Origin of the sequence: Tunturibacter empetritectus, from assembly GCF_040358985.1 — a bacterium.
Taxonomy (GTDB): Bacteria; Acidobacteriota; Terriglobia; order Terriglobales; family Acidobacteriaceae; genus Edaphobacter; species Edaphobacter empetritectus.
Genome location: NZ_CP132932.1, coordinates 450,485 through 473,159, shown reverse-complemented (window position 1 = coordinate 473,159; position 22,675 = coordinate 450,485). Strand labels below are relative to the sequence as shown.

Annotated in this window: 18 protein-coding genes; 6 read left to right on the top strand and 12 right to left on the bottom strand. The window is 60.0% G+C overall.

The window, feature by feature from the left end:
- Positions 1-43 precede the first annotated feature (43 nt).
- Together RBB75_RS01795 and RBB75_RS01790 are read right to left on the bottom strand one after the other, a co-directional pair.
- Positions 44-703, bottom strand: a complete 660-nt coding sequence (locus RBB75_RS01795; protein WP_179639085.1) for a class I SAM-dependent methyltransferase — start codon at positions 701-703, stop codon at positions 44-46.
- Positions 703-1,578: a hypothetical protein gene (locus RBB75_RS01790; RefSeq protein WP_179639084.1), complete on the bottom strand. Its 876-nt coding sequence runs from the start codon at positions 1,576-1,578 to the stop codon at positions 703-705. The genes RBB75_RS01795 and RBB75_RS01790 overlap by 1 nt, the downstream gene beginning before the upstream one ends.
- 155 nt (positions 1,579-1,733) lie before the next feature.
- Between RBB75_RS01790 and RBB75_RS01785 the strand changes: the two genes are divergently transcribed.
- Positions 1,734-2,348: a DUF4197 domain-containing protein gene (locus RBB75_RS01785; RefSeq protein ID WP_353069332.1), complete on the top strand. Its 615-nt coding sequence runs from the start codon at positions 1,734-1,736 to the stop codon at positions 2,346-2,348.
- A 24-nt stretch (positions 2,349-2,372) separates the two neighbouring features.
- Here RBB75_RS01785 and RBB75_RS01780 read toward each other — a convergent pair whose 3' ends face one another.
- Both RBB75_RS01780 and RBB75_RS01775 read right to left on the bottom strand, forming a co-directional pair.
- A complete protein-coding gene (locus tag RBB75_RS01780; RefSeq protein WP_353069331.1) occupies positions 2,373-4,169 on the bottom strand; it encodes a glycoside hydrolase family 57 protein in 1,797 nt (598 codons plus the stop codon).
- Between the two features lie 166 nt (positions 4,170-4,335).
- Positions 4,336-5,460 carry a BON domain-containing protein gene (locus RBB75_RS01775; protein WP_353069330.1) on the bottom strand — a complete coding sequence of 375 codons (1,125 nt, stop codon included), beginning with the start codon at positions 5,458-5,460 and terminating at the stop codon, positions 4,336-4,338.
- Positions 5,461-5,888: 428 nt separating this feature from the next.
- On the opposite strand from RBB75_RS01775, the gene RBB75_RS01770 reads away from it, so the two are divergent.
- Both RBB75_RS01770 and RBB75_RS01765 read left to right on the top strand, forming a co-directional pair.
- A complete protein-coding gene (locus RBB75_RS01770; RefSeq protein WP_179639081.1) occupies positions 5,889-6,287 on the top strand; it encodes a YtxH domain-containing protein in 399 nt (132 codons plus the stop codon).
- Between the two features lie 120 nt (positions 6,288-6,407).
- Positions 6,408-6,983 (top strand): hypothetical protein, encoded by a 576-nt coding sequence (locus tag RBB75_RS01765; RefSeq protein WP_179639080.1) that lies wholly within the window; start codon positions 6,408-6,410, stop codon positions 6,981-6,983.
- 18 nt (positions 6,984-7,001) lie between these two features.
- Here the strand turns inward: RBB75_RS01765 and mnmA are convergent, their stop codons facing one another.
- The 3 genes from mnmA to RBB75_RS01750 form a co-directional block, all read right to left on the bottom strand.
- Entirely contained in the window at positions 7,002-8,132 is a 1,131-nt protein-coding gene (gene mnmA, locus RBB75_RS01760) for a tRNA 2-thiouridine(34) synthase MnmA (protein ID WP_179639079.1), read from the bottom strand.
- Between the two features lie 221 nt (positions 8,133-8,353).
- Positions 8,354-8,818: a transposase gene (locus tag RBB75_RS01755; RefSeq protein WP_353069329.1), complete on the bottom strand. Its 465-nt coding sequence runs from the start codon at positions 8,816-8,818 to the stop codon at positions 8,354-8,356.
- A 258-nt stretch (positions 8,819-9,076) separates the two neighbouring features.
- Complete coding sequence (locus tag RBB75_RS01750) at positions 9,077-12,460, bottom strand: alpha-mannosidase (RefSeq protein ID WP_353069328.1); 3,384 nt, start codon at positions 12,458-12,460, stop codon at positions 9,077-9,079.
- 276 nt (positions 12,461-12,736) lie between these two features.
- Here RBB75_RS01750 and RBB75_RS01745 point away from each other — a divergent pair, with 276 nt between their 5' ends.
- Positions 12,737-13,693, top strand: coding sequence for an alpha/beta hydrolase (locus RBB75_RS01745; protein ID WP_353069327.1), 957 nt, complete (start codon positions 12,737-12,739; stop codon positions 13,691-13,693).
- Positions 13,694-13,714: 21 nt separating this feature from the next.
- Here the strand turns inward: RBB75_RS01745 and RBB75_RS01740 are convergent, their stop codons facing one another.
- Complete coding sequence (locus RBB75_RS01740) at positions 13,715-14,050, bottom strand: YegP family protein (protein ID WP_353069326.1); 336 nt, start codon at positions 14,048-14,050, stop codon at positions 13,715-13,717.
- 201 nt (positions 14,051-14,251) lie between these two features.
- On the opposite strand from RBB75_RS01740, the gene RBB75_RS01735 reads away from it, so the two are divergent.
- On the top strand, positions 14,252-15,616 hold the full coding sequence (locus tag RBB75_RS01735; RefSeq protein WP_353069325.1) for a serine hydrolase domain-containing protein: 1,365 nt from the start codon (positions 14,252-14,254) through the stop codon (positions 15,614-15,616).
- Between the two features lie 382 nt (positions 15,617-15,998).
- Positions 15,999-17,303, top strand: coding sequence for a protein kinase domain-containing protein (locus RBB75_RS01730; RefSeq protein ID WP_353069324.1), 1,305 nt, complete (start codon positions 15,999-16,001; stop codon positions 17,301-17,303).
- Positions 17,304-17,507: 204 nt separating this feature from the next.
- Here RBB75_RS01730 and RBB75_RS01725 read toward each other — a convergent pair whose 3' ends face one another.
- The 4 genes from RBB75_RS01725 to RBB75_RS01710 form a co-directional block, all read right to left on the bottom strand.
- Positions 17,508-18,602, bottom strand: coding sequence for an alpha/beta fold hydrolase (locus RBB75_RS01725; RefSeq protein ID WP_179639072.1), 1,095 nt, complete (start codon positions 18,600-18,602; stop codon positions 17,508-17,510).
- Positions 18,603-18,670: 68 nt separating this feature from the next.
- Positions 18,671-19,429, bottom strand: a complete 759-nt coding sequence (locus RBB75_RS01720) for a DUF4239 domain-containing protein (protein ID WP_179639071.1) — start codon at positions 19,427-19,429, stop codon at positions 18,671-18,673.
- Between the two features lie 120 nt (positions 19,430-19,549).
- Positions 19,550-21,475 carry a PDZ domain-containing protein gene (locus tag RBB75_RS01715; RefSeq protein ID WP_353069323.1) on the bottom strand — a complete coding sequence of 642 codons (1,926 nt, stop codon included), beginning with the start codon at positions 21,473-21,475 and terminating at the stop codon, positions 19,550-19,552.
- A gap of 441 nt (positions 21,476-21,916) precedes the next feature.
- Positions 21,917-22,483, bottom strand: coding sequence for a glutathione peroxidase (locus RBB75_RS01710; RefSeq protein ID WP_353069322.1), 567 nt, complete (start codon positions 22,481-22,483; stop codon positions 21,917-21,919).
- Positions 22,484-22,675 lie beyond the last annotated feature (192 nt).

The window sequence follows — 22,675 nt, the reverse complement described above, 5'->3', positions numbered from 1 at the left end:
TGGAGTCTCGAGAAGAAAAAGTTTGCGTTGTTCCCAGATGGATCTATCGCGCCGCAGACTGAAACTGCCAGAGTTCGGTGACCAGGAGGCCGGCGAGCCGATGCTGGCGGGCGATTTGGGTGAGGCCGGCCTTTTGGAGTGGAGAGGCGTGGTTGGGGAGTTTTGTGGTGCGGAGGTTGGTGAGGATGCGGAAGGCGAGATAGAGGCTGCGGACAAGGATCTTCGCGGGAAGACGCATCAAGCCGTTGGGGATATGGAAGTCGGAGACGAGCCAAAGTGCATCTTGAGAGAGAGTTGGGGCGATGTGATTGATGAGGATTTCGAGGTCGGGTTGGGTGAGGCAGTCCAGGAAGAAGTGCGTGACGACGAGGTCGTAGGGGCCGTCGAGAGGGCACGTCAACGCGTTGGCTTGATGTGTGGTGAGGCGTGTGGAGGCGTTCGGGGCACGTACTTCGCAGCGTTGACTGAGGAGATGGAGCATGGCGCCGCTGGTGTCGACTGCATCGGCGCGGAGGCGAGAGTTTTGGTTAAGGAGTTCGGCGAGGAAGCGGCCGTCTCCATCGCCGAGGATGAGGGCTCGCCTCTGCTGGAGGAGATTGGGGAGGAAGTGAAGGCGGCAGTGTTCGAGGGAGCGACCGAGCGTGAGGCATTCCATCCAGCGATAGGGGCGTGCGATGAGATCGAAGCTGGGGTGAGTGGGCATTATTGGTGCAGGAAGGGGAGTAGAAGGAGAGGAGTGGTGAGGGCGAGGTCGGCGAGGCTTCTGAGGGTGAGGCGTGCGGCTTGATGGCGGCGATGGTGAAGAAGAAGCAGAGATGCGGCTGAGGCGGCGATCGCGCATGCGATTGGCCATGGAACTTGACGATCGAGGACAGAGGTGGCGGCGCTGAGAACGATGAGAGCGAGTGTGAGAGGCGAAAGTGTGCGGAGGGCGAATCGAGTCAGGGCGTGTGCGGGCTGACTTGAGTAAGGCGGCGTGTTGTGCTCCCAGGCATAGATGAAAAGGCAGTTGAGGCTGCAGAGAGCTGCGAAGAGAATTGCAAGTGGAAGAAGGGAGATACGGAGTTCGGGGCGGCGGGCTACGGTCGGAATAAAGGTTGCCGCGGCGAAGAAGAGGCCGACGGCGATCTCTTTCGGGAGACGGTGAGCGCTGCTGGTGGCGTGAATGAGGATGAAGTACCCCGCGAGCAGGCCGCCGAGGATGAGGTAGAGGTGAATGGCTGCGGCTTCGAGACGGGGGAGAAGGATTGCGAGCGTGATGGAGGCTGTCATGATGCCGGCGAGGAATGCGCGACGATGGCGATTGTGAAAGTAGTGACGCGCTTCGAGGTCTCCGTTGGCTGTGGCTCCTATGAAGCGGGCATCGAGAAGACGGTCGGCTGCATAGAGCATCCAGACCGCGAGAAACATGGCAACGACGCTGACGGTTGGCAGGCGAAGGTGATTGGCGGAGGCGATGAACCAGATCCAGAGAGAGGCAATGGTTGGGGCGTCGAGGGAGAGCAGATGCCATAGGGCCAGGGGCGATGCGTGGGGCGAGGTTCGTTGAGCCGGGGAGACTGGAGACGCTACCGCCATCTCTCTATAATGCGATATTTTCCCGGACGTCATCGGATAGGAGTATGGTTTCGGGCATGCAAATACGATCTGTACACCACCTTGCGCTTCTCGCGGTCATGATGGGCTCCGTGGCTGGTAACGGCTGGTCTTCTCCAAAGCCAGTGATGGGAGATGTGTCCACCCTGACAACCGCGCAGGCTTCTGGTGGGTTGAAGGAGGCGCTGTCGCGTGGAGTCACTGCGGCAGTGTCTGAGACCGGCAGGCCAGGGGGTTTCGAAAACAATTCGCTGATCAAGATAACGATGCCGGAGAAGCTGCGCACGGTGGAGAAGGGTTTGCGCGCGATCGGCATGGGCGCGAAGGTGGATGAGTTCGAACACAGCATGAATGCTGCGGCGGAAGAGGCGGCCCCGGCGGCGAAGTCGATCTTTATGGATGCGCTGAAGGCGATGAGCTTTGAGGATGCAAAACAGATTGTGATGGGCGGCAATACGGCTGGGACCGATTACTTCAAGCGTACGACGACGTCGCAGGTGTCGGAGGCCTTTAAGCCCATCATTGAAAGGGAGATGGCGAAGACCGGCGTGACGGAGAAGTTCAACGCGATGATGGGATCCGCGCCTCAGATGCCATTCGGGAAGACGCCGTCTGTTGATATTAATGGCTACGTTCTGGAGAAGAGCGTGGATGGGATGTTCACGATGATGGGTCAGGAAGAGGCGAAGATCCGCACGAACCCATCCGCACAGGTGACTCCTTTACTGAAGAGTGTGTTCGGCAAGTTTTGAGATAAAGCGAAAGCTGCGAGATGGTCAGACTGCGGTCGCGACCGGGAGGAGCGTGGGTTGGTCTGGGCGGGTCTCGGAGGCGCCGGATACCCACAGGCCGGGATCGATGTCGGGGAAGATGCTGTCTCGGAGCTCGATCTCGGTGAGGCGGGTCTGCCCGGTTTCAGTGATGGCGCCGTTTGATTCGAAGGTCTGCCAGATGGCTTTGACTTCGTTGAATTGATCGTTGTGGGTGAGGAAGCGAATTTCGGCGTAGTCGCGTGCGGCTCCGGTGGTGATGAGGAACTGCCAGTCGGAAGATTCGAGGAGGAGGAGTTCGCGGCAGAGCTGTTGCATGATGCGCAGGCCTAGGGCTGAGGTGCGCCAGAGGCCCGCCGTGCAGACGTCGCGGGTGTAGATCTCGGCCGGATAGATGTGGGTGTAGGTCCAGCTGGTCTCCGGGTTGAGCCAGACCTGATTGTTGCCTTCCGATCCCCAGGAGCCTTCAGGCATGGCGATGAAGCCGGCGCGTGGGTACTGATCGAGGTAGTCGGCGCAACTGATGAGCTGGATTCCCGACTCGTATTCGTGGAGATTGCGAGCGACGGCTTCTAGCCAGAGGGGACCCTCGAACCACCAGTGTCCGAAGAGTTCGGCATCGAAGGGGGAACAGAGAATAGGTGGAATGGTGTCGTTGAAGCCGGACTTAAGCGCCTCGTATACGAGGTGGACGAAGTGGCTGGCGTGAGCTTTGGTGCGCTCGCCTGCTTCGTGCGGGTAGTAGGGTTGCTTATCGTTCATGTCGACTCTGGAGCCGGTGACGCGCCAGTAGCGATGACCGCCGGGCCAGCGTTTCTTATGGAAGTCGAGGTATATGTTATCGCCGGGGTAGCCGGTGTCACCGGACCAGACCTGGAGGCCAGTGCGGGGATCGCGGGGAAAGATGGTCGTGGCGTGATCCTTATTGTAGGGGCCGTCGACGTAGTACGGCTGGTAGAGCGAACGATGTGCCTGATGAGGCTGAAGGGCTTCCTCGTGGCTTTGTGCCTTGTGGTCACCGGGTTGATCGTAAGGGGAGGAGGTGCGGCGGGACTCTTCGACGAGGTGGGTGTCGACGAAGAAGAACTCCAGGCCGGACTCGGAGAGAGCTTGTTCGACGCCGATGCGATTGAAGGCTGGAGGAGTGGGGGTGCCGTCGGCGTTCGAGACCGGATAGCTCCAGGACCCGGCGGGCCGATAGCCGCACTCGGGCGCCCAGATGCCACGGGGAGCTTTGCCGATGTGGCGGACGTGAGTGTCAACGGCGGTGCGGATCTGGGCGCGGACGCTCTCGTCGGTGCCGAGCAGGGGCATATAACCGTGAGTTGCGCCGCAGGTGATGATGTCGATGAGGCCGGTGTCGTTGAAGTGGCGAAAGGCGGCGATGAGATCGCGATCGAAGTGATTGAAGTCTTCGAGCGCCTGCGAAAAGAAACGCTGCCAGAAGCGGGCTGTCTCTGCCAGGTGATTGTCGCCTGACTGCAGGAAGAACGCTTCGTCTTCGCGGGCGGCGACGATCTTGCGGGTGAGGTAGTGGGGGAACTCGGCCAGGAAGACAGGGTGAGAGAGCTGCTCTAAAAGGATAGGCGAGAGATTGAGGTTGCAGTTGAAACGAATGTGGTCGCGCTCGAGATTTTTAAGGACCCGGAGGAGGGGAAGATAAGTCTCGGCGGCTGCTTCGTGCAGCCACTCAAGACCATGAGGCCAGGTGCCGTGATTGACGACATAGGGTAGGTGCGCATGGAGGGTGAAGGTAAGGAACCCTGCGGGGCGCGACGCATTATCGATGGATGCCTTTGTCAAGACGAAACACCTCGGGAGGCAGTGTTATGGGTTAAAAGCATTATCGCGACGTTCGCGTCGGCTGAATGAGCTGGTTGACGTTCGTTATGCCTATCAGTTTCAGGCGATGGGCGACAGTTGGAGTCGATCTGCCGCACCTGTTCTAACTTTTAGATGCAAAGTTTATCTACTGTGGTGGCTGGTCTGCGGGTCTCGATTGCAGGTCCGGATTGGTGGTTGTGCTTTCGGTATTTTTTGCCGGAACCGAGAGGGACAAGGTGTTCGTCAGGCGGAAACGGATGAGACTTTCCGAGGGGATTTGAACCTGCTCGCCTCGGGTGATGGTATTGGCTCCGGCTCCGAGGCCGCCACCGGCAGCGGCGCCGACTGCGGCTCCTTTGCCGCCGCCGAGTATGCCGCCAAGGATAGCACCAACAGCTGCGCCGCCGCCGACTTTTTCGGCTGTGTTTTTGCCGCGGCCTTTACCTTGGACGCTGTAGGGTTCGGTGGTGACTGCGAGCGCTTCGCCACGGCGGTTGATGCTGGTGAGTTCAACGGTGAGTAAGGAGTTTCCTTTGTAATGGGCCGCTTCCTGCGCGGCGGAGACACGGCCAGAGACGGGTGTTCCCTGGCGGATGACGACGAGGCCGTCGATAATAACGTCTGTGGCGACGGTACCGGAGAAGCTGTCACCTTGCTGAGTAGTTGCGCTATCGAGCGTTTGGGTGATGCGGACGGGGATCGTAGTGTCCGGTGGCACGGTGATGCTACGGAACGCAGGAGGAGGTGGCGGCGGCGGAGGGGGAAGTTCCTGCTGCGGGGGCAGCGGAGGGGTTGCTGCTGCCTGCTGGACAGGCGCTTCAACAGGGGCCGACTCGTGGACGACTGGTGCTGCCTTTGGCTTAAACGCCGGTTTGGGAGCGGGAAGTTTCCTTGGGGTGACAGGTATGGGAGGGGGCAGTGGGATGGCTGTGGCAGTGACAGCTGGCACGGGAGCTTGCACGGCGAGATTATTAACTACCGTTTTAATGCCGGCGACTTGAGCGGCGTCGGCTGCGGCGAGGGACCGCGCTGCTTCGCTGCTGACGTTTCCGGTGAGGGTGGCTACGCCGCTCTGAACGTTTGACTGGATTGGTTCAGCGCTAAGCGCGCCATCGCTTGAGATACGGCTTTGCAGGGCTGCGGTGAGGCTGGCGTCATCGGTAGGTGTTGCGGGCGCCGAACTCTTGCATCCAGAGAAGCCAAGAGTGACGGCTAAAATCGTGGATGCCAGAAGAGCGCGTGTGGCGGAGAGGTGGCGGTTGGCGTACATGAAACCCCTTTCGTGCGTCGAGCGACTTGCACTGCGAACACTGTAAACCACTGACAACTATCCGATGCGGCGTCTCAGGCCGAAGTTTCTAGGAATGGCGGTTTCCTCATCTTCGTGGAGAGGGCGTTTAAGGATTAGACGAGGCAGTTCTCGAAAGATATCGAAAAAATCCAGACTGCTCGTCCGGCGGCTGAGGCGACAGCTTGTAGCAAATGACTCGGTCGATGAGGGAGCGCGCAACCTAATTGGAGGGCGGGGCATCTCCCTAAGCAGGGCGTTGTGAACGTGCGGCGGCTGCCGCGGACGAACCGGAGTATCTCGGATATATGAGAATCGGTTTGAGATTTGACTTAGTAAATCCGCAAGTTGAGTTATAAAGGGCGGAGAGGCAGATTCCGCACCTGAAGCCTGGAAAGAGGAGAATGAGCATGTCAGATAACGACAACGAGAGTGGAGTAAGTGGATTGGGTTGGTTCCTAGCGGGACTTGGTATTGGTGCCCTGGCGGGGGTGCTGTATGCCCCAAAGGCTGGTAAAGAAACCCGCGAAGATCTGGTCGCGAGCGCTATGGATGCCAAGGATAAGGCAGCGGTTCTGGCGCAGCAGGCGCAGGATCGGGCGGCTGTTTTGGCCGCACAGGGTAAGCAACAGATGGGCGAGTATGTCGATCGCGGTAAGGATTACTATGATCGCGGCCGGACGCAGTGGGCTCAGTATGTTGAGAAGGGCAAGGGATTGGTGCAGGAGCATAGCGATAAGGTGTCTGCTGCGATTGATGCGGGCAAAGAAGCATATGCGAGCACTACGACGGGCGAATCTCACTCGTAAGACGGTTGTCTGTTAGTTGTTTGTCTGTTAGTGGTTTCTGATAGTCTAGGCCCGGTCGACCCTTGCTGGCGGCCGGGCCTTGTGATTGTTATCTCGTAACTTGAGGGATTGAGAGACGTTATGGAAGCGATGCGGATCGTGATGTCAGGTATGTGGCTGCAGGACCCGGATTCGCTTTCGTCGGGGAATTCGAAGCTGCTGATGGTCTTCGTTGCGATGGTCGCGGTTGCACTGATCGTGCAGGCGATCGCATTGATTGCGATGGCTATTGGCGCGGCGAAGACGAGGAAGCGCGGGCTGGAGATTGTGGAAGAGATTCGCTTGAAGATGATGCCGATTCTCGATAGCTCTCACGGATTCATTCAGGACACTGCGCCTAAGGTGAAGATCATCACGGAGAACTTTGTTGAGACGAGCCATGTGATTCGCGCCAAAGCTCACGAGTTTGATTCGACTGCGAGCGATTTGAATTCGAAGACGCGCGCTCAGGTGGCACGGGTCGATGGGATGGTCACCTCGGTGCTGAATACCACCTCGGACATCTCGGAGACGGTTCAGCGGGGGATCAAGGTTCCGCTGCGTGAGGTCTCCGGGCTGGTGAATGGGCTGAAGGCGGGGCTGGATGTTCTGGCGGGACGGACGAAGGGGTTCGGTGGCGGGCGACCGAGTACCCGACGCGACTCCGATCAGGGGTAGTAGCTCTCTGAATTTTTGCTAGGTGATCCAACCGCCCCCGACCACCTCGTCTTCCTGATAGAAGACGGCGGACTGGCCGGGGGTGATTGCACGTTGGGGCTCGTCGAAGAGAGCGTGGACCGTCTGGTCGGCTGTTCCGTTCGTGACGCGGGTGAGGGTGGCCATGGCCGGGGTGTGGCGGTGGCGGATCTTGATGCTGACGCGGATCGGCTCGGTGAGCTCTGGGATGGAGATCCAGTTGAGGCGGTTGGCGAAGAGATCGCGCGAGAGCAGATCTTCGTCGGAGCCTACGGTGACCTGGTGAGAGTCGGGGTGGATGGCGAGGACGTAGAGCGGGTTGACGCTGGTGAGGCCAAGGCCTTTGCGTTGCCCTACGGTGAAGCTCTGGATGCCATCGTGTTGGCCGAGGACTTCGCCGGTGGTGGTGACGAGTTCTCCGGCGGTGTTGGGGAGGTCTTCGCCCTGCTCGTCGAGGTAAGCCTTGAGGAAGGTGTTGTAGTCGCCACCGGGGATGAAGCAGATCTCCTGCGAGTCGGACTTCTGGGCTACGGCGAGGCCTGCGTCTGCGGCCATCTGGCGGACGGCGGGCTTCTGCATCTCGCCCAGGGGAAACATGGTGCGGCTGAGCTGCTCCTGCGTGAGGCCGAAGAGGAAGTAGGTCTGATCCTTGGACTTGTCTTCGGGGCGGGAGAGGATCCAACGTCCGCGTGCTTCATCGAAGCGGTTGCGTGCATAGTGGCCGGTGGCGATGCGGTCGGCGCCGATCTGACGGGCGGTGGTGAGGAGCTGATCGAACTTGAGGTGGTTGTTGCAGAGGGTGCAGGGAATGGGAGTGCGGCCGGCGAGGTATTCGGAGACGAAGGGCTTGACGACGTCTGCCTCGAACCGCTCCTGCTGGTTGACGACGTAGTAGGGGATGTCGAGCTGCTCGGCTACGTGGCGGGCGTCGTAGACGTCGTCGATGGAGCAGCAGCGGCCCTGGACGGCTTCGGGCATGCCCTCGTGCCCGGCGAGGCGGCGCTGGTTCCAGAGCTGGAGGGTGAGGCCGACGAGATCGTGGCCCTGAGCGCGCAGGAGAGCTGCGACGGCGGAGGAGTCGACTCCTCCGGACATGGCGACCGCTATCGTGTTGTTGGGCTCATGAGGCATTGTGGTTCCTGTGCTCGCGGAGGGGGTACCCCCCTATTGCCCGCGTGTAAATTCTTTATTTGCAATTACTTGCGGCGAGCTAGTCTTCGTAAATACGTGCTGCCAAAAGACTTAGCCGCAGATACGTCATTCCAAACGACTTATGCGCACCACGCAAGGGAAGCCCCGTATCTGCCGGGGCTTTTTCTTGCTCTTCATCGAGTATAGCAGTTTGGGTAGAACTAATACGCCACGCGATTTTGCTGGATTGGCGCGGGGTTTGGTGATTTGGGGGCTTGACAAGGTTTTTTTGTGGGCTTAGTTGGGGGCGATGCTGGTCGCCGAAGACCAGGGGTAAACTTCTGCGCTAGATACAAGGTTGGCGCGCACGGGATTTTGGTGGATGTAGGTTCGGTGAAGCTTCGCTGCCAGATGGGTTGGGAGGAGGAGAGGCGGTGGGAGAAGCCTCCTTTGATTAGCCCTACGGCTCTCTCGAGGGAGATGGTTTGTGGGGTGAGGAGAAGGTGAATGTGATCGGGCATGATGACGAAGGCGTGGAGTTTGTAGTGGCCTTTGGCTCGATAGTGTTGGATGGTATCGAGGAAGAGTTGGGCGTGGCGGTCTACCTGGAAGAGGCGGCGGCGGTTGTGGGTTGCGCTGGTGATGAAGTAGGTGCCGGGGCGAGAGGTGCGGGGCGGGATCGCCATGGGGAGATTGTAATGCGGGTACCTTAGGGCTGAAGAGGGTGATGAAAAAATACCCTTCCGAACGAAAGGCTGACCTCAGCGGCTAAAGCCGCAATACAGTCAAAGCTCTTGCGGCACGGCTGAAGCCGTGCCCTTAAGCAGAACGGACTTTTTTGCAGGCACTAAAGCCCCGTTTGTGGCTGAAGGTATGGCGCGGCTAAAGCCGTGCCCGTAAGCCAGACGGTTTTTGAGATGGCGAGATCTATGGCGTGTTGACTTCTATTTTGCCGCAGTGGTTGGGGGTGGGTAGATGGCCTGGAGGGTGAGGATCTCGTAGGGTTTGATGGGGACGGTGATTACGTCGTCCTTCAGATTGAGGTGGTCGCCTTCGGGTTTTTCCATCATGTTGGATTCGACGGCGTAGGTGGCGCCGTGGGGGATGTGGAGTTTGACTTCGGATGCGGTGCCAGCCCACTCGTACATGCGGAAGACGAGGGCGTCAGAGTCTTCGGCTTTTTTGATTGCGGTGAGGGTAACGTTTGGATTTTCAATGCTGGCGAAGGAGTGTTCGGCGGGGAGGGCGCCGGTGTGGGAGAAGACTTGAGTGGCTTTGAGGGGGTCGTTGAGTTCGTAGCCGCGGCGGACGGTCTGGGCCTGTTTCCAGGAGCCGGGGTGAGGGTAGAGGGCGTAGAGGAAGTGCTGGTGGCCGCGGTCGGCTTCGGCGTCAGGCCAGGTGGGGGAGCGGAGGAGGGTGATGCGGAGGGTGTTGCCGACGGCGTCGTAGCCGTACTTGGAGTCGTTGAGGATGGAGAGGCCTTGGTGGTCGTCGCCGAGGTCGGCCCAGCGCATGGCGGGAACTTCGAACTGGGCCTTCTCCCAGGAGTTGTTGCGGGTGGTGGGGCGGGCTATGGATCCGAAAGGAATTTCATAGGTCGCCTTCGGTGATGTGGCGGCTAGTGGGAAGGCGGCTTTGAGGAGGACGTGGGTCTCGTGCCATTCGATGTCGTTGGAGATGCGGACTGTGTCCGCTCCTGCGTCTAGGGAGATGTCTTGTGTGAAGTGCGACGACTGCCATGTGCGTTGAATGCGGATGGTCTTGCGGAGTGGACCGTTGTCGGTGATGGCGATCGAGTCGACATTAGAGATGGGAGTCATGGTGCCGTCGAGGGTGCCGGGGTCTATGTTCCAGGCGTCGTATTGCTTGGGTGTGTCCTTGAAGGTATGGAGTTGATTGCCGCAGGCGTTGGGAGCGAGGAATTCGTGCCCTCCGTTGAGACTTGTTATGCAGCCAGTCTTCTTGTCGATGACGAGCTGCAGCAAATTGTTCTTTAGCGTGTAGGACGTTTCGTCATCCGATATAGAAAGATCTGTACGCTGAACCTTGAGCTCTGCCTTCAACGTCTTGCGACGCGCTTCGAGATTCGATTCTTGAGTCAGCTCGGACCGGCCGCTTGCCTTCAATACGGCGTAGCCAAGAGGTACATCGCCAACGGCTGTCAGCACTGTGAATTGGGTACTGCCGGGCACATGAGAGACGACCTGAGAGTGAAGAGAAGTGCCGTGTGCGTCCTCAAGTTGGATCGTATCGGAGGGCACTGACAACTGCACGTGAAGCTCAACCGTTTCGCTGCGTGGCCACGCCATTGGATTGAAGACGAGGACGGGTACACCGGATTTAACTTGGGTATCTATCTTCGACGCGAGGGTTTGGAGTGAGGCGTCGGTGATCTCTTTGTCGGCGTGGAAGACTTCGGTGTATTCGCGTTGGGCGTCTTTGTAGATGATGGCGATGCCGGAGCCGGCGGCAAGGTCGTGGAAGCCGTTGAAGGTGATTTTTTTCCAGTTTTCGGTGAGTTCGGCGTTGGGGTAGGGCTGGCCGTTGAGCCATGCGAGGGAAGCTAGCTTTTCGGCGTCGAGGGTAGCTACTTCGCTGGTGCGCATGTTGCGCTTGTGCGCGGCCTGGGTGGTGTAGACACCGCGGTGGTACTCGAAGTACAGCTCGTCTTTCCATGTGGGGATTCCCAGTGCGCCGTTCGCGGCTGGTGGGGCGGTGTAACCCTTGGCGATGGAGTCGTAGTCCCAGGTGGGGGAGGTGGGGTTGAGGTTCTTTTCTACGTTGGTGAAGTAGTTTTGTGCGGTGTGGTAGCGCATGGTGGGGACGGCGTCGTGATCTTTGGTGCCGGCGGCGATCCAGTGGTCGGCCTGGTCTAGCATGGCGCGGGTGGGGCCGCCGCCGTGGTCGCCGATGCCGTAGAGGTCGAGGAGTTCGGTGGTGCCGGGGTTGCGGTCGGCGGACTCGGCGAAGTCGGCGGAGATGCGGGTGGGGTTGACGTTGTCGTGGACGTAGTCGGTGGGGAAGTAGGTGAGGACTTTGCTGCCGTCGGGCGACTCCCACCAGAAGAGACGGAAGGGAAGCTGGTTGGTGTCGTTCCAGTGCATCTTCTGCGTGACGAAGTAGTCGAGGCCGGAGCGCTTGTAGATCTGGGGTGTCTGCCAGTTGTAGCCGAAGGAGTCGGGGTTCCAGCCGATGCGGGCGACGGCGCCGTACTGATCGTGAAAGACGCGCTGGCCGATGAGGAGCTGGCGGACCTGGGATTCGCCGTCGGGGAGGTTGAGGTCGGGCTCGACCCACATGCCGCCGACGATCTCCCAACGGCCTTCTTTGACGCGCTGCTTAATCTGCTCGTTGAGGGCGGGATATTTTTCGGCCATCCACTCGGTGTACTGCGCGGCGGATTGCGAGAAGGTGTAGTCGGGGTACTCGTTCATGAGCTGAAGCGCGGTGGTGAAGGTGCGCTTGACGACGTCTATGGTCTCGCTCTTGGGCCAGAGCCAGGCGGCGTCGATGTGGGAGTTGCCGGCGAGATCGATCTTGGCTTCGGCGAGGACGGGGTGGAGGGTGGTGAGGATCTCCTGCGCGTGGCGGAGGGATTTATCGAAGGCGGCCTGGTCGGCGGAGGCGAGGGCGCTGGTGTCGATGGCGGCTACGGCTTCTTCCACTTTGGGGAGGAGGTCTTTGCGCGGGGTGGGGAGTGCGGGGAGGAGGTTGGCGGCGGCGATGCACTGGATGCGGATGTCGTCTGGATTCGGGCGGGGGGATGGGCGGTCGGCTGCGACGGTGGCGTTGGGGTTTGGTTCGATGGTGAGGCGGACGCCGGAGAAGGTCTTGTCGTCTACGGTCTGGAGGAGTTTGACGGCTACGAGGATCTTGTCACCTGGCTTGGCGGGTTCGAAGAGGACGATGGGTTCGAGGTCTTCGCCGAGGGCGACGCGCTTGCCGTTGAAGTAGATGATCTCGGGGACGGCGCCGTTGGCGTCGGAGCGGAACTGAAAGGAGATGCGGGCGCCGGTGATGTCGTAGCCGTTGAGGGTCCTGGGGACTTCGATCTCGCGGCGGTACCAGACGGCTTCGTGAGGGGCTTTGGATTTGGGCTGGACGAGGGTCCAGGAGGAGTCGTCGAGGGTGGTGGATTCGCCGTGGGGGATATCGCCTGCATGGAAGCGCCAGTCGCCTGCGGGGAGGGAGTTGAGGGTCTCGAGGGTGTGAAGCTTGGCGATGGCGGCGGGGGAGAGGTTTTTCTGCTCGCGGACCGGAGTGAAGGATTGTGCGAGGAGGGGGGCGCAGGAGAGCAGAAGGGCGAGCGAAAGCTGGCGAAGGCGCATAAGGGCAAGGGTATAGCAATGCAGGGGCTTGTCACAACGGCGGGCAGTTGTGGGGTCGAACCAACTTCGCAAACGCTGAAGGACAGAAACTCGTGCATGATGGAGAGACTCTGTGCGACTCCGTGCGATGCCAATGGCAGACTCCGGGAGTTACTTAAAAAAGAACCGACCTTGATCGATCAGGCGCTGCGTAGGATGCAGTGTGTGAATGGTCCTGTTCCACGTTGCGAAAACAGACGACGAATAACCGACGTAGACAAAAGAAGGTGGCACGTTATGGGAGTTGTGAGGAAGGCGTTGATCTTGAGTGTGCTTGCGGTCGTTACGGTTGGCTGGCTTGGCGCACAACAGGCTGTCTGGGAGCCATCGTCTGGACACACGCAACTGCCGATATGGCCGAAGACCCCGCCTGACGGGAGACTGATGACGGGACCGGAGGACGTGCAGAGCGCAGGACCAGATTCGTTGGTAGCGGGTAAGCCGTGGCTTGCGGTGGAGAGGGTTTCGCAACCCACGATGACCGTTTATTCGCCGACGGGAAAGAACACCGGCGCTGCTGTCATCGTGTTTCCTGGAGGGGGATACGAGATTCTCGCCATCGACCTCGAAGGGACAGAGGTTTGTGACTGGCTCGTCTCGAAGGGCATCACCTGCGTGCTGCTGAAGTATCGCGTTCCCGCGCCGAGATCGGCTCCAAGCTGGGGTGCTTACCCGCAGTCTTCGATGGCTCTGGAAGATGCACAGAGGACGATTGGGCTGGTTCGTCTCCATGCCGCCGAGTGGCACATCGACGCGCATAAGGTGGGCGTGCTGGGGTTCTCTGCAGGCGGTCACCTTGTGGCGGCGACCAGTGTTCACTTTGACAGACGCCTCTATCCCGAAGTCGACGCTGCCGATAAACAGAGTTGTCGTCCGGACTTCGCGGTGGCTCTCTATCCCGGTCACCTTTCGGTGAAAAAAGGCTCGCTGGAGTTGAACCCGGATATCGCGGCCCACATCACCGCTCAAACGCCTCCTACGTTTCTGCTTCAAAATGAAAACGATAAGGTCGACAGCGTATGGGACTCCCTGACGTATTACGTAGGACTCAAGAAGGCTGGTGTGCCAGTCGAGTTTCATTCGTATGCCGAAGGCGGCCATGCCTTCGGGCTGCGCAGAACGAAGTATCCTGCAACCGCATGGCCGCAACTTGTAGAGACGTGGCTGCGAACGATTGGAATGATTCCTGATTAGGACCGATCGCTCGGGTAGAGGTTAGGTGGTCAGGTCGTGGACTGGCGCTGCGGGGGCGTTAGTTTTGACCGACTCGATACCTGCCTCGCGCGCGGCGATGGAGGAGTAGGTTTCGCTGGTGCCGATGACCTGGTGGTTGGCGGCTTTGAGGTTGAACATAGGCTGGCCGTTCCTGGCGTCTTTGCGCTCGTAGTGATCGTCGATGGGGGCGTTCTTCTTGACCGACTCGATGCGTTTTTCGGCGGAGGACTTGCCGACGTACATCTCGCTGGAGAGGATGATCTGGCCGTTGGCGGCCTTGAGGTGGAAGTAGAACTCACCGTCTTTTGCCTTCTTGATCTCGAACGTGCCTGCCATGGATTCTCCTTGTGGGGGAAGCGGTTGGGGTGTTTTGCGAGGGGCCGGATTTTTGCTGATTCGGATTGTAGCTCGTGTTCGCGAGGCGGTTGAGAATTAATTGGAGAGGGCTGGCGGGTGAATGGGGGCGCTGATAGTCTTTCGTGCATGATGAATCAGCGAGTTGGAGTGACGGCGGTTTTTGGATTGGTTTTTGCAACCATGAGTGCGGCTTGGGCGCAAGATTTGCTGCCTGCGGCTACGGCGACGGGGATCGATGCGGCTGCGGCTGAGGTGCTGAAGTCTACTGGGGTTCCGAGCGCTTCGGTGGCGGTGGTGCAGGGTGGGAAGATCGCCTACGTGAAGGCTTATGGGAAGGCGCGGTTGGAGCCGCTGATGCTGGCGGAGCCGGGGATGCAGTACTCGATCGGGTCGGTGAGCAAGCAGTTTACGGCGACGATTATTTTGCTGCTGGTGCAGGATGGCAAGGTGAAGCTGGACGATCCGGTGGGGAAGTATCTGCCGGAGTTGACGCGGGCGAATGAAGTGACGGTGCGGCAGGTGTTGTCGATGACCTCGGGGTACCAGGACTTCTGGCCGGAGGACTATGTGATGACGTCGATGATGCAGTCGGCGACTCCACAACACATTCTGGATGTGTGGGCGAAGAAGCCGCTGGACTTCGAGCCGGGGACGAAGTGGCAGTACTCCAATACCAACTATGTGATTGCGGGGCGGATCGCAGAGGTGGTTGCTGGGAAGCCGTTGATTGATCAGTTGCAGGAGCGGATCTTTCGTCCGCTGAAGATGACTGGGGTCTTTAATTCTGATGCCAGCAGGCTGCCCGCGAATGATCCGACTGGTTATTACCAACATGCACTGGGGCCGCTGCGGCCGGCTCCGCAAGAGGGTGCGGGGTGGATGTTTGCGGCGGGAGAGTTGGCGATGCCGGCGAGCGATCTGGCGTTGTGGAATATCAGTTTGATGAATCGGACACTGCTTGCGCCGGCTTCTTATGACGAGATGTTTACTGAGGTGAAGCTGAAGGATGGCAGCGGCACGCACTATGGGCTGGGCGTGCAGGTGGGTGAGCGCGATGGGCATCGGGTGATCTCGCATAGCGGCGAGGTGTCGGGGTTTGTGTCGCAGAACACGGTGTTTCCTGACAATAAGGTTGCGGTGACGGTGCTGACGAATGAAGATGCTTCGAGCGCTGCGGCTGCGTTGGCGCGGAAGATCGCTCCGCTGGTGCTGGGAGCGGTTCCGAAGACTGCGGATGGGGCTGCAACGGCTGAGAGACGTGCGCTTGATATCTTCGCCGGGTTGCAGGAGGGGAAGCTGGATCGCTCGCAGCTGACGGCGTATTGCGATGCTTACTTTACCGAGGAGGCGGTGCAGGATTTTGCAAGTAGTCTGAAGCCGCTCGGCGCGCCGACCAGCTTCAAGCAGATGGACGAGGAGTTGCGCGGCGGGATGACGTTTCGGGTCTTTGATGTGAGCTTTCCGGACAAAAAGCTGCGGGTGACAGTCTATGAAGAGCCGGATGGGAAGCTGGAGCAGTACCTGGTGATTCCTTCGGGGAGCTAGAGTGTTTGGGGTGGGAGGCTGCCCTCCAAAACGAAAGGCGGACCTCAGCGGCTAAAGCCGCAATACAATTAAAGCCTTTGCGGCACGGCTGAAGCCATGCCCTTAAGCAAAACGGACTTTTACAGCAGCCACTGTATCGAGCGGTGGAGGCAGAACAGATGGTCGCCGCGTGAGAAGCAAAGGTTTGCTGCGTGACAAACAAAAAAGATGTGCCGTCGACGCCGATGGGCCGGTATCCGTTGAGTGACGCGGCGCAATAAAGGATAATGGTGCGTGGTGATGAGGCGTATGGTTTGACGCAGGGCTTTCGTCGTCCCTCTTTGTTTTATTTGCCCTTTGCGGCTTTCTCCCTTGAGTCAATATTCAGGACGGTGGATCAGACATGGAACTGTGGACAGAGTACGAAGGAAGAACGATCGATGGGGCGTTCCCTCTCACAAAACTGATACGGCCGGAGGGCAGAAGCGCCTTTTTTTCGACATCAAACGGCGTGGGCGGCCCGACGGTGATACGGCTGATCGAATCGCACTTTGATGATGAAGAGATTCTGGGGCGGTGGCGCGGGATTCAGGCGTTGAATCATCCCAATCTGGTAAAGCTGATTCAGTTTGGCCGGGTGACACTGGATGAGACGTCGCTGGTTTATGCGGTGATGGAGCCGGTGGACGCCAACATGGGCGAGATTGTGTCGGAACGGCGCATGACGGTGCAGGAGACAAAGCAGGTGGCGACGAGTCTTGCGTCGGCGCTGGACGCGCTGCATACGAACGGCTTTGTGCATGAGCATATTGAGCCGGCGAATGTGCTGGCGGTGGGCGAGTCGATCAAGCTGCGGAGCGATTGCATCCGTGAAACTCCTGAAGGGCGGGAGGGCAGCGAGCTGAGGCGCAAGGACGCGCACGATTTCGCGGTGGTGCTGCTGCAGGCGTTGACGCAGAAGAAGACGCTGGAAGAGGCGAAGCGGGAGCTGCCGCCAGATCCTCCGCTGGATCCGATTATTCGTAAGGGGATCAGCGGGGAGTGGGGGATTCCGGAGATGGTTGCGGCGTTGCGGCCGGACACGGAGATTCGGGTGGAGGCTCGTCCTGTTGCGGTGAGCCAGCCTCGAGCGGAGAAGGTAGTCGAGACGCCGCCAGTGGAGCTGCCGACTTATCCGACAAATCGCGTGCGGGTTGCGGAGGAGAAGACGGGCGGGATTGAAGGCCGGCGGCTGCTGATTGGCGGGGGAGCGATGGTGCTGTTGCTGCTGATCGCGTTGTTCCTGCATGGGCGGTGGTCGAAGTCCGCTGGAGCGGTGCAGGCGAATGCGGTGGTGCCTGCAGTGGGGACCGAGGCGAACGATGCGGCTCCTGTGCCGGCCTTGGAGGCTCCTGCTGCTGTTTCTGCTCCTGCTCCTGCCGCTGCTGCGCCGGAGGCTTCGGTGCCTGCGCCGGCTGCTGGTGGTACGGGTCAGTGGCGGGTGGTGGCGTTTACGTATAACCGCGAGGCTCAGGCTCAACAGAAGGTGGAGAGTCTTAGGGTGGTGCATCCAGATCTGCGGCCAGAGGTGTTTACGCCGAGCGGGCGGGCACCGTACCTTGTGGTGGTTGGTGGGACGATGAGCAAGGATGAGGCGTTTGCGTTCGTCAGGAAGGGACGCGCAGAGGGGCTGCCTCACGACAGCTACGCTCAGAACTATCGCCGGTAGCGGCGCCTTGTCCTGCCGGACGGGCCCACTACGCGTGGGGCGGTCACTTCGTGACTTGTATACCTTGTTTTGGCAGATCGGTGGAGTTGGTCCTCCCGCTGGTCGGAAGGGGCATTCCCCCAGCGCTAAAGCCGCGTTGCTGTGGTTAAACTTGCGGCGGGACTAAAGTCCCGCCCTTTCAAGATAGGATTTGATCAGGGTTCCCTAGTGTTTTTCTATTTGGGCGAGGAAGTCGATGAGGTATTGCTTCCAGACGGCGGCTTGTGTGTGGGTGCCGTGGCCACGAGTGGCATCGGAGATGGGGATGAGTATGAACTTTGCATTGGGCATCTTCTTGACCATCTCTTGGGCGATGCCTAGCTCGGGTGGGTTGATGAAGTCGTCGGCGGAGTTGATCCAGAGGACGGGCGCGGTGATGGCGGAGAGCTTCGGCTCGGGGTTGTAGTTGCGTGAGGCGTTGACGTAGTAGAGGAAGTTGTTGGCGTCGGTGCGGGCGATGCTGGCGGTAAGGACGCGGTCGATGTAGGCTTCGGCCTGCTGGCGGGTGGGGTAGTTTTTCTGCATCTGGAGCGGGGCGCTGCCGGCGATGAGGATGAGGTCGTTGGCTCCGCGAAGGCCTTCGACGGGCTCGGTGGTGTACTCACCATTGTTCCAGGCGGGGTCGTGCTTGATGGACTCCATGGCCATGTAGCGCCACATGCGATTGCGGCCGGCGAGTTCGGCGGGCAGGCAGGCGAAGGGGGCGAGGGCGTCAGCGAAGTTGGGGAAGGTCTCGCCCCAGACGAAGGACTGCATGCAGCCCATGGAGGTGCCGAGGATGAGGCGGAGATGGTCGACGTGGAGGCCTTCGAGGAGCATGGTGTGCTGGGAGGCGACCATGTCGTCATAGTCGTACTGGGGGAAGTGCATGTGGAGGCCGTCGGAGGGCTTGGAGGATTCGCCGTGGCCGATGTCGTCGGGGAGGATGAGGAAGTATTTTGTGATGTCGAAGGGCTGGCCGGGGCCGAAGAGAACATCGGAGAAGGCGGGGTTGAGGAGAGAGTGGGCGTCGCCGCCGGTGCCGTGGAGCAGGAGGATGGCGTTGTCGGTGTGGCCGTCGGCGCCACGGTGGGGCTCGCCGAGGGTGAGGTAGTGGAGCTTGAGTTCGAGGAGAGTTTCGTTGGTGCCGAAGCGGAAGTCTTTGATGGTGTAGGTGCCGTCCTGGGTGGGCCACTTGGTGGGGATAGTCTGGGCGGAGGCTACGACGGAGAAGAGCGCGAAGAAGGTGAGGCTGGGAACGCGGGTGAGGAACCTGATCATCGGGAGCTCCGGCGGCGATGGTTTGTGTGCTGGATTCAAGATATATCGGATATCACGATTGAGTGCTTCTAGTTGTTCATGTTCTGCTTGGCGCGCTGGAAGGCGAAGTTGCTGACGTGAACCCAGCCGCGGAAGGGTAGGTTGACGTCGGCGATGGCGAGCAGGACGAGGGTGATGAGGAGAGTGAAGCAGAAGACCTGGAGCGCGTGAAGGGCTCGATTGGCTGAGCCGAAGAGGGAGGCCGAGAGAATGGTGACGAGTCCACCGGCGAGGAGAACTCCCCAGAAGATGGTGGGAAGGCGATAGGCGCTTTGGATGAGGCGTGTGCGGCGGTGTTCGGTGAGGGCGCTTAGTTCGCTGAGGGCGTGATCCTCGGCGAGGAGTTCGGAGGGGGAGGCGGCTTTGACGGACATGAGGGTCTTCCACATATCGCGATTGATGAGGTTGCTCTCTTCGGGGAGGCGGCTGTTATGCATCTCGGGCCAGTCCTCGTTGATGACCGCGTCGACGTAGGCGCGGGCCTGTTGTTCGAGGAGTATGCGCTGCGGCGTCGGAAGACCTTCTGCGAGTTGATAGATGTTGCGCACGGCGTTGGCTTCGAGGTCGGTGTTGATATTTGCTTCGCCGAAGTTGGTCCAGACGGTGTAAAGCATGAAGCCAAGAATGACCGCGTAGGTGGTGCCGAGGATGCCGAGCTGCCAGCCGATGAGGTCGTTGTGTACCGTGCGGCGTTCGCGTGGCCAGACGCGGTTGAGAAGCGCCAGGAAGAGCATGGAACAGGTCATGGTGACGATGAGGATGACGATGTTTTGGGTGAGGGTCAGCATGAAGGGCAAGCATCTCCGCGTGATGGATTCCAAGCTTATCCCAGCCTGCTTGCTGGCTACAGCAAAAAAGCGCCGCTCTTGATGAAGGGCGGCGCTTTGAGTTGTTTCGTCTTGTGGGGATTATTCGGTGGAGTCTTTTTCTTTCTTTTCGGCTGGGATGGGTTCTGATTTGGCGAGTGGTTTGGTGATGTCGTCGAGGTAGGCGGGGGTGCCTTCGGCGCGAACTAGACGAGGGTAGCGCTCGCCGTCGTGGTAGTCGATGTCGGCGGTGGTGACGAAGGTGTCGCTTTGGAGGATGAAGTGGAGGGGCTCGGAGGTTCCCTTAGACTGCTTGATTGCGGTCTTGAGGGCATCGGAGGAGAAGACGTTGCCGTTGACGGCGATGATCTTTTGTCCGGGGAAGAGCTTTGCCTTGTCGGCGGGGCCGTTCCAGCGGACGTCGGAGATGAGACCTTCTTTATTGAGGCGGAGGCCGAGGGAGTACCAGGCGTTGGTGCCAATGCCGTAGCGAGCGTAGGTCTCGGCGACTGTGCGTTCTGATTTGGAGGGCTCGTCGGTGTAGACGAGCTTGTAGCCGCCGCGTTCGATGCCGGCGAGGTCGGCGCGGGGGTTGAGGTTGTCGATCCGCTCGTGGAGGAAGGTGGCCCAGTCGTACTTGTAGACCTGGTTGAGGTCGGCGATGAGCTCGTCGCGGTTGTAGGTGACGATGAGGGGGCCGGTGTTGCCGCCTTTGCCGAGGAAGATGTGGAGGAAGTCGGTGAGGGACTTTTTGTTATCGGTCTTCTGGCGGATGAGGGTGTCGGCGTCGAGCCAGAAGAGCTCTCCCTCTTGGTAGTAGTCCTGGCCGCGCTTCCAGTTGGACCAGGCGGGGTTGCCGCCGCGGAGGATGCTGGCGGCGATGGCGGTGTCTTCGGTAGAGCGCCACTCGCGGCCAGGCTTGTAGTCGAGGTCGGCTGCGGAGAGGGCGAGCAGGTCGCGGTACTGCTCCTGTGACTTGAGGCCGGAGCGGGCGGCGAGGACGTTGCCGAGATAGTGGGTCATGCCTTCGTAGACCCAGAGGAGCGAACCCTGCTGCATCTTTTCGAAGTCGTCCTGATAGAGGTTGAAGGGGCGGCGGTACTTACCGTTCCAGGAGTGGGTGAACTCGTGGGAGAGGAGGTCGGATTCGGCGAGTTGGTGCGAGGGGTCGGAGAAGCCTTTTTCGCCTACGCCGTTGTCGGAGGATTGACCGTGCTCGAGACCTTCGCCGCCGGCTACGTCAGAGAGGGTGAGGAGGAAGTGGTAGACGTTGTAGTGGCGGGAGTCGTAGGCGGCGCCGGTCTCGCGGACGAGGTTGTTGAGTTCGGCGAGGAGCGCGGGGCGGAGCTTGGAGTCTTCGGGGGAGTCGGAGACTACGTCGATGTAGTGCTTCGGCGTGACCTCGGGGGCGAGGGCGAACTCGTGGAAGTACTGGCCGGTGATAACGGGTGAGTCTTCGAGTTGCTCGACGGTGGTGGGGGCGTAGTGGGTGAGGCCGCCTTTGGGGTTTTGTGGATCATAACCGTCGGTGGGTGTGAGGGCGGTACCGATGCCCCAACCTGCCGGGACTTTGACGGACGGCTGAATGGCGATCTCTTTTACAGGAGTCTTCGCGGGGTAGAGCAGTAGCTTCTCCCATTCAAGGACGGCCAGCTTGTCGCTGACGCGGGCGGTGACGATGCAGTCGAGGTGAGCGTGCAGGGTGGTGACGCCAGCGGGGACGGTGACGTGGAACTCGTAGAGGTCTTCGTCGTCGCGGCGCCAAGGGAGGACCTTGCCGTCGGCGGTGAAGACGACTCCGGTGATTTGATCGACTGGGCCGGTGGGGCGGTGGTTGCCGGGGATCCACTTGGGAGTGGTGAGAGAGACGGGGCCGGGCTGGACGGGGATGTCGACTTTGGCGTGGTAGATCTTGCGGGGAGCTTCGGAGAGGTCGGCGGTGATCTGGATGGGCTGCTGGGCTTGCAGGAGGCCAGGGGTTGCGAGGGTGAGCAGAGCTAGAGGCAGGAGGGTGTGGCGGATGATCATGAGCGGGAAGTTCCTCTCGAAGTGAGGCGAAGATTTTAGATATTAGAAGAATAGACGATGTAGAGGTTGGAGAAGACGCGAAAAGCGGTGGGCTGCGGTTGGTATGTCTCTGATGCGGTCGCGGAGGCTGCGAACTGGGGTTGGAGCTGGTGGCGGAGAGGAGATTGGCGGGAGCGGTCGGGCTAGCGCCCGATGCCCACACATCAAGGTCGATGTGTGGGGCACCCGCGGGCTGTTTATTGGCCCTCAGAGACGCTTCTAATAAGTTAGCGCCCGAAGGCTGTGGATTGGCGAAAGATAGAAGCAAAGAGCGAAATGCGGGGGTTTCTCCACTCCGCCGCACGATGAGACTCCGCGGCTCCGGTCGAAATGACAATTTGGAGAGGAGTTTTGAGACATTCTCTCCGAGTGCTCTCCGGCTTAAGGTTTGTGGTTCGATGTTCAGGAGTTGAGTGCGGATTCGATGGCGGCGACAATGGCCGGATCGTCGGGCAGGACTTCGGGAGAGAAGCGGGCGGCGACGTTGCCGTTGCGGTCGACGAGGAACTTTTCGAAGTTCCAGAGGATGCCGGGTTCGGGGTTGGTGGTGGTTTTGTGCTGTTGGAGAAAGCCGTTTAGGTTTTCGCGGAAGGCTTCGCGGCCGGGGCTGGTGGCCTTTGGCTGGGCGGCGATGAGGGATTGGTACAGAGGGTGAGTGTCAGGGCCAGTGACGGTGATCTTGGAGAACATGGGGAAGTCGACGCCGAAGGTGGAACGGCAGAAGGTCTGGATGTCCTCGTTGGAACCTGGCTCCTGAGCACCGAAGTCGTTGGCCGGGAAGCCGCAGACGACGAGGCCGGAGCCTTTGAAGCGGGCGTAGATCTTTTCGAGGGCGTCGTACTGGGGGGTGAGACCGCACTTGGAGGCGACGTTGACGATGAGGAGGACTTTGCCGTGATAGTCGGCGAGGGAGGTGCCTTCGCCGGTGATTTTGTGGACGGGGATGTCGTAGAGGGCAGCGGGGGACATGGATTCTCCTGAGAGCTTTAGTGAGTTGATTATAGGTGCGCTGTGTCCTGCCGGACGGGCCCACTGCGCGTGGCGCGGTCACTTCGTGACTTGTATACCTTGTTTTGGCGGGATCAACTGCGCGTGGCCTTCCGCTGGTCGGCACGGACTTTGGCTGTGGGAGGCGGAATAGAAAGCGCGGTCTTTATGCGA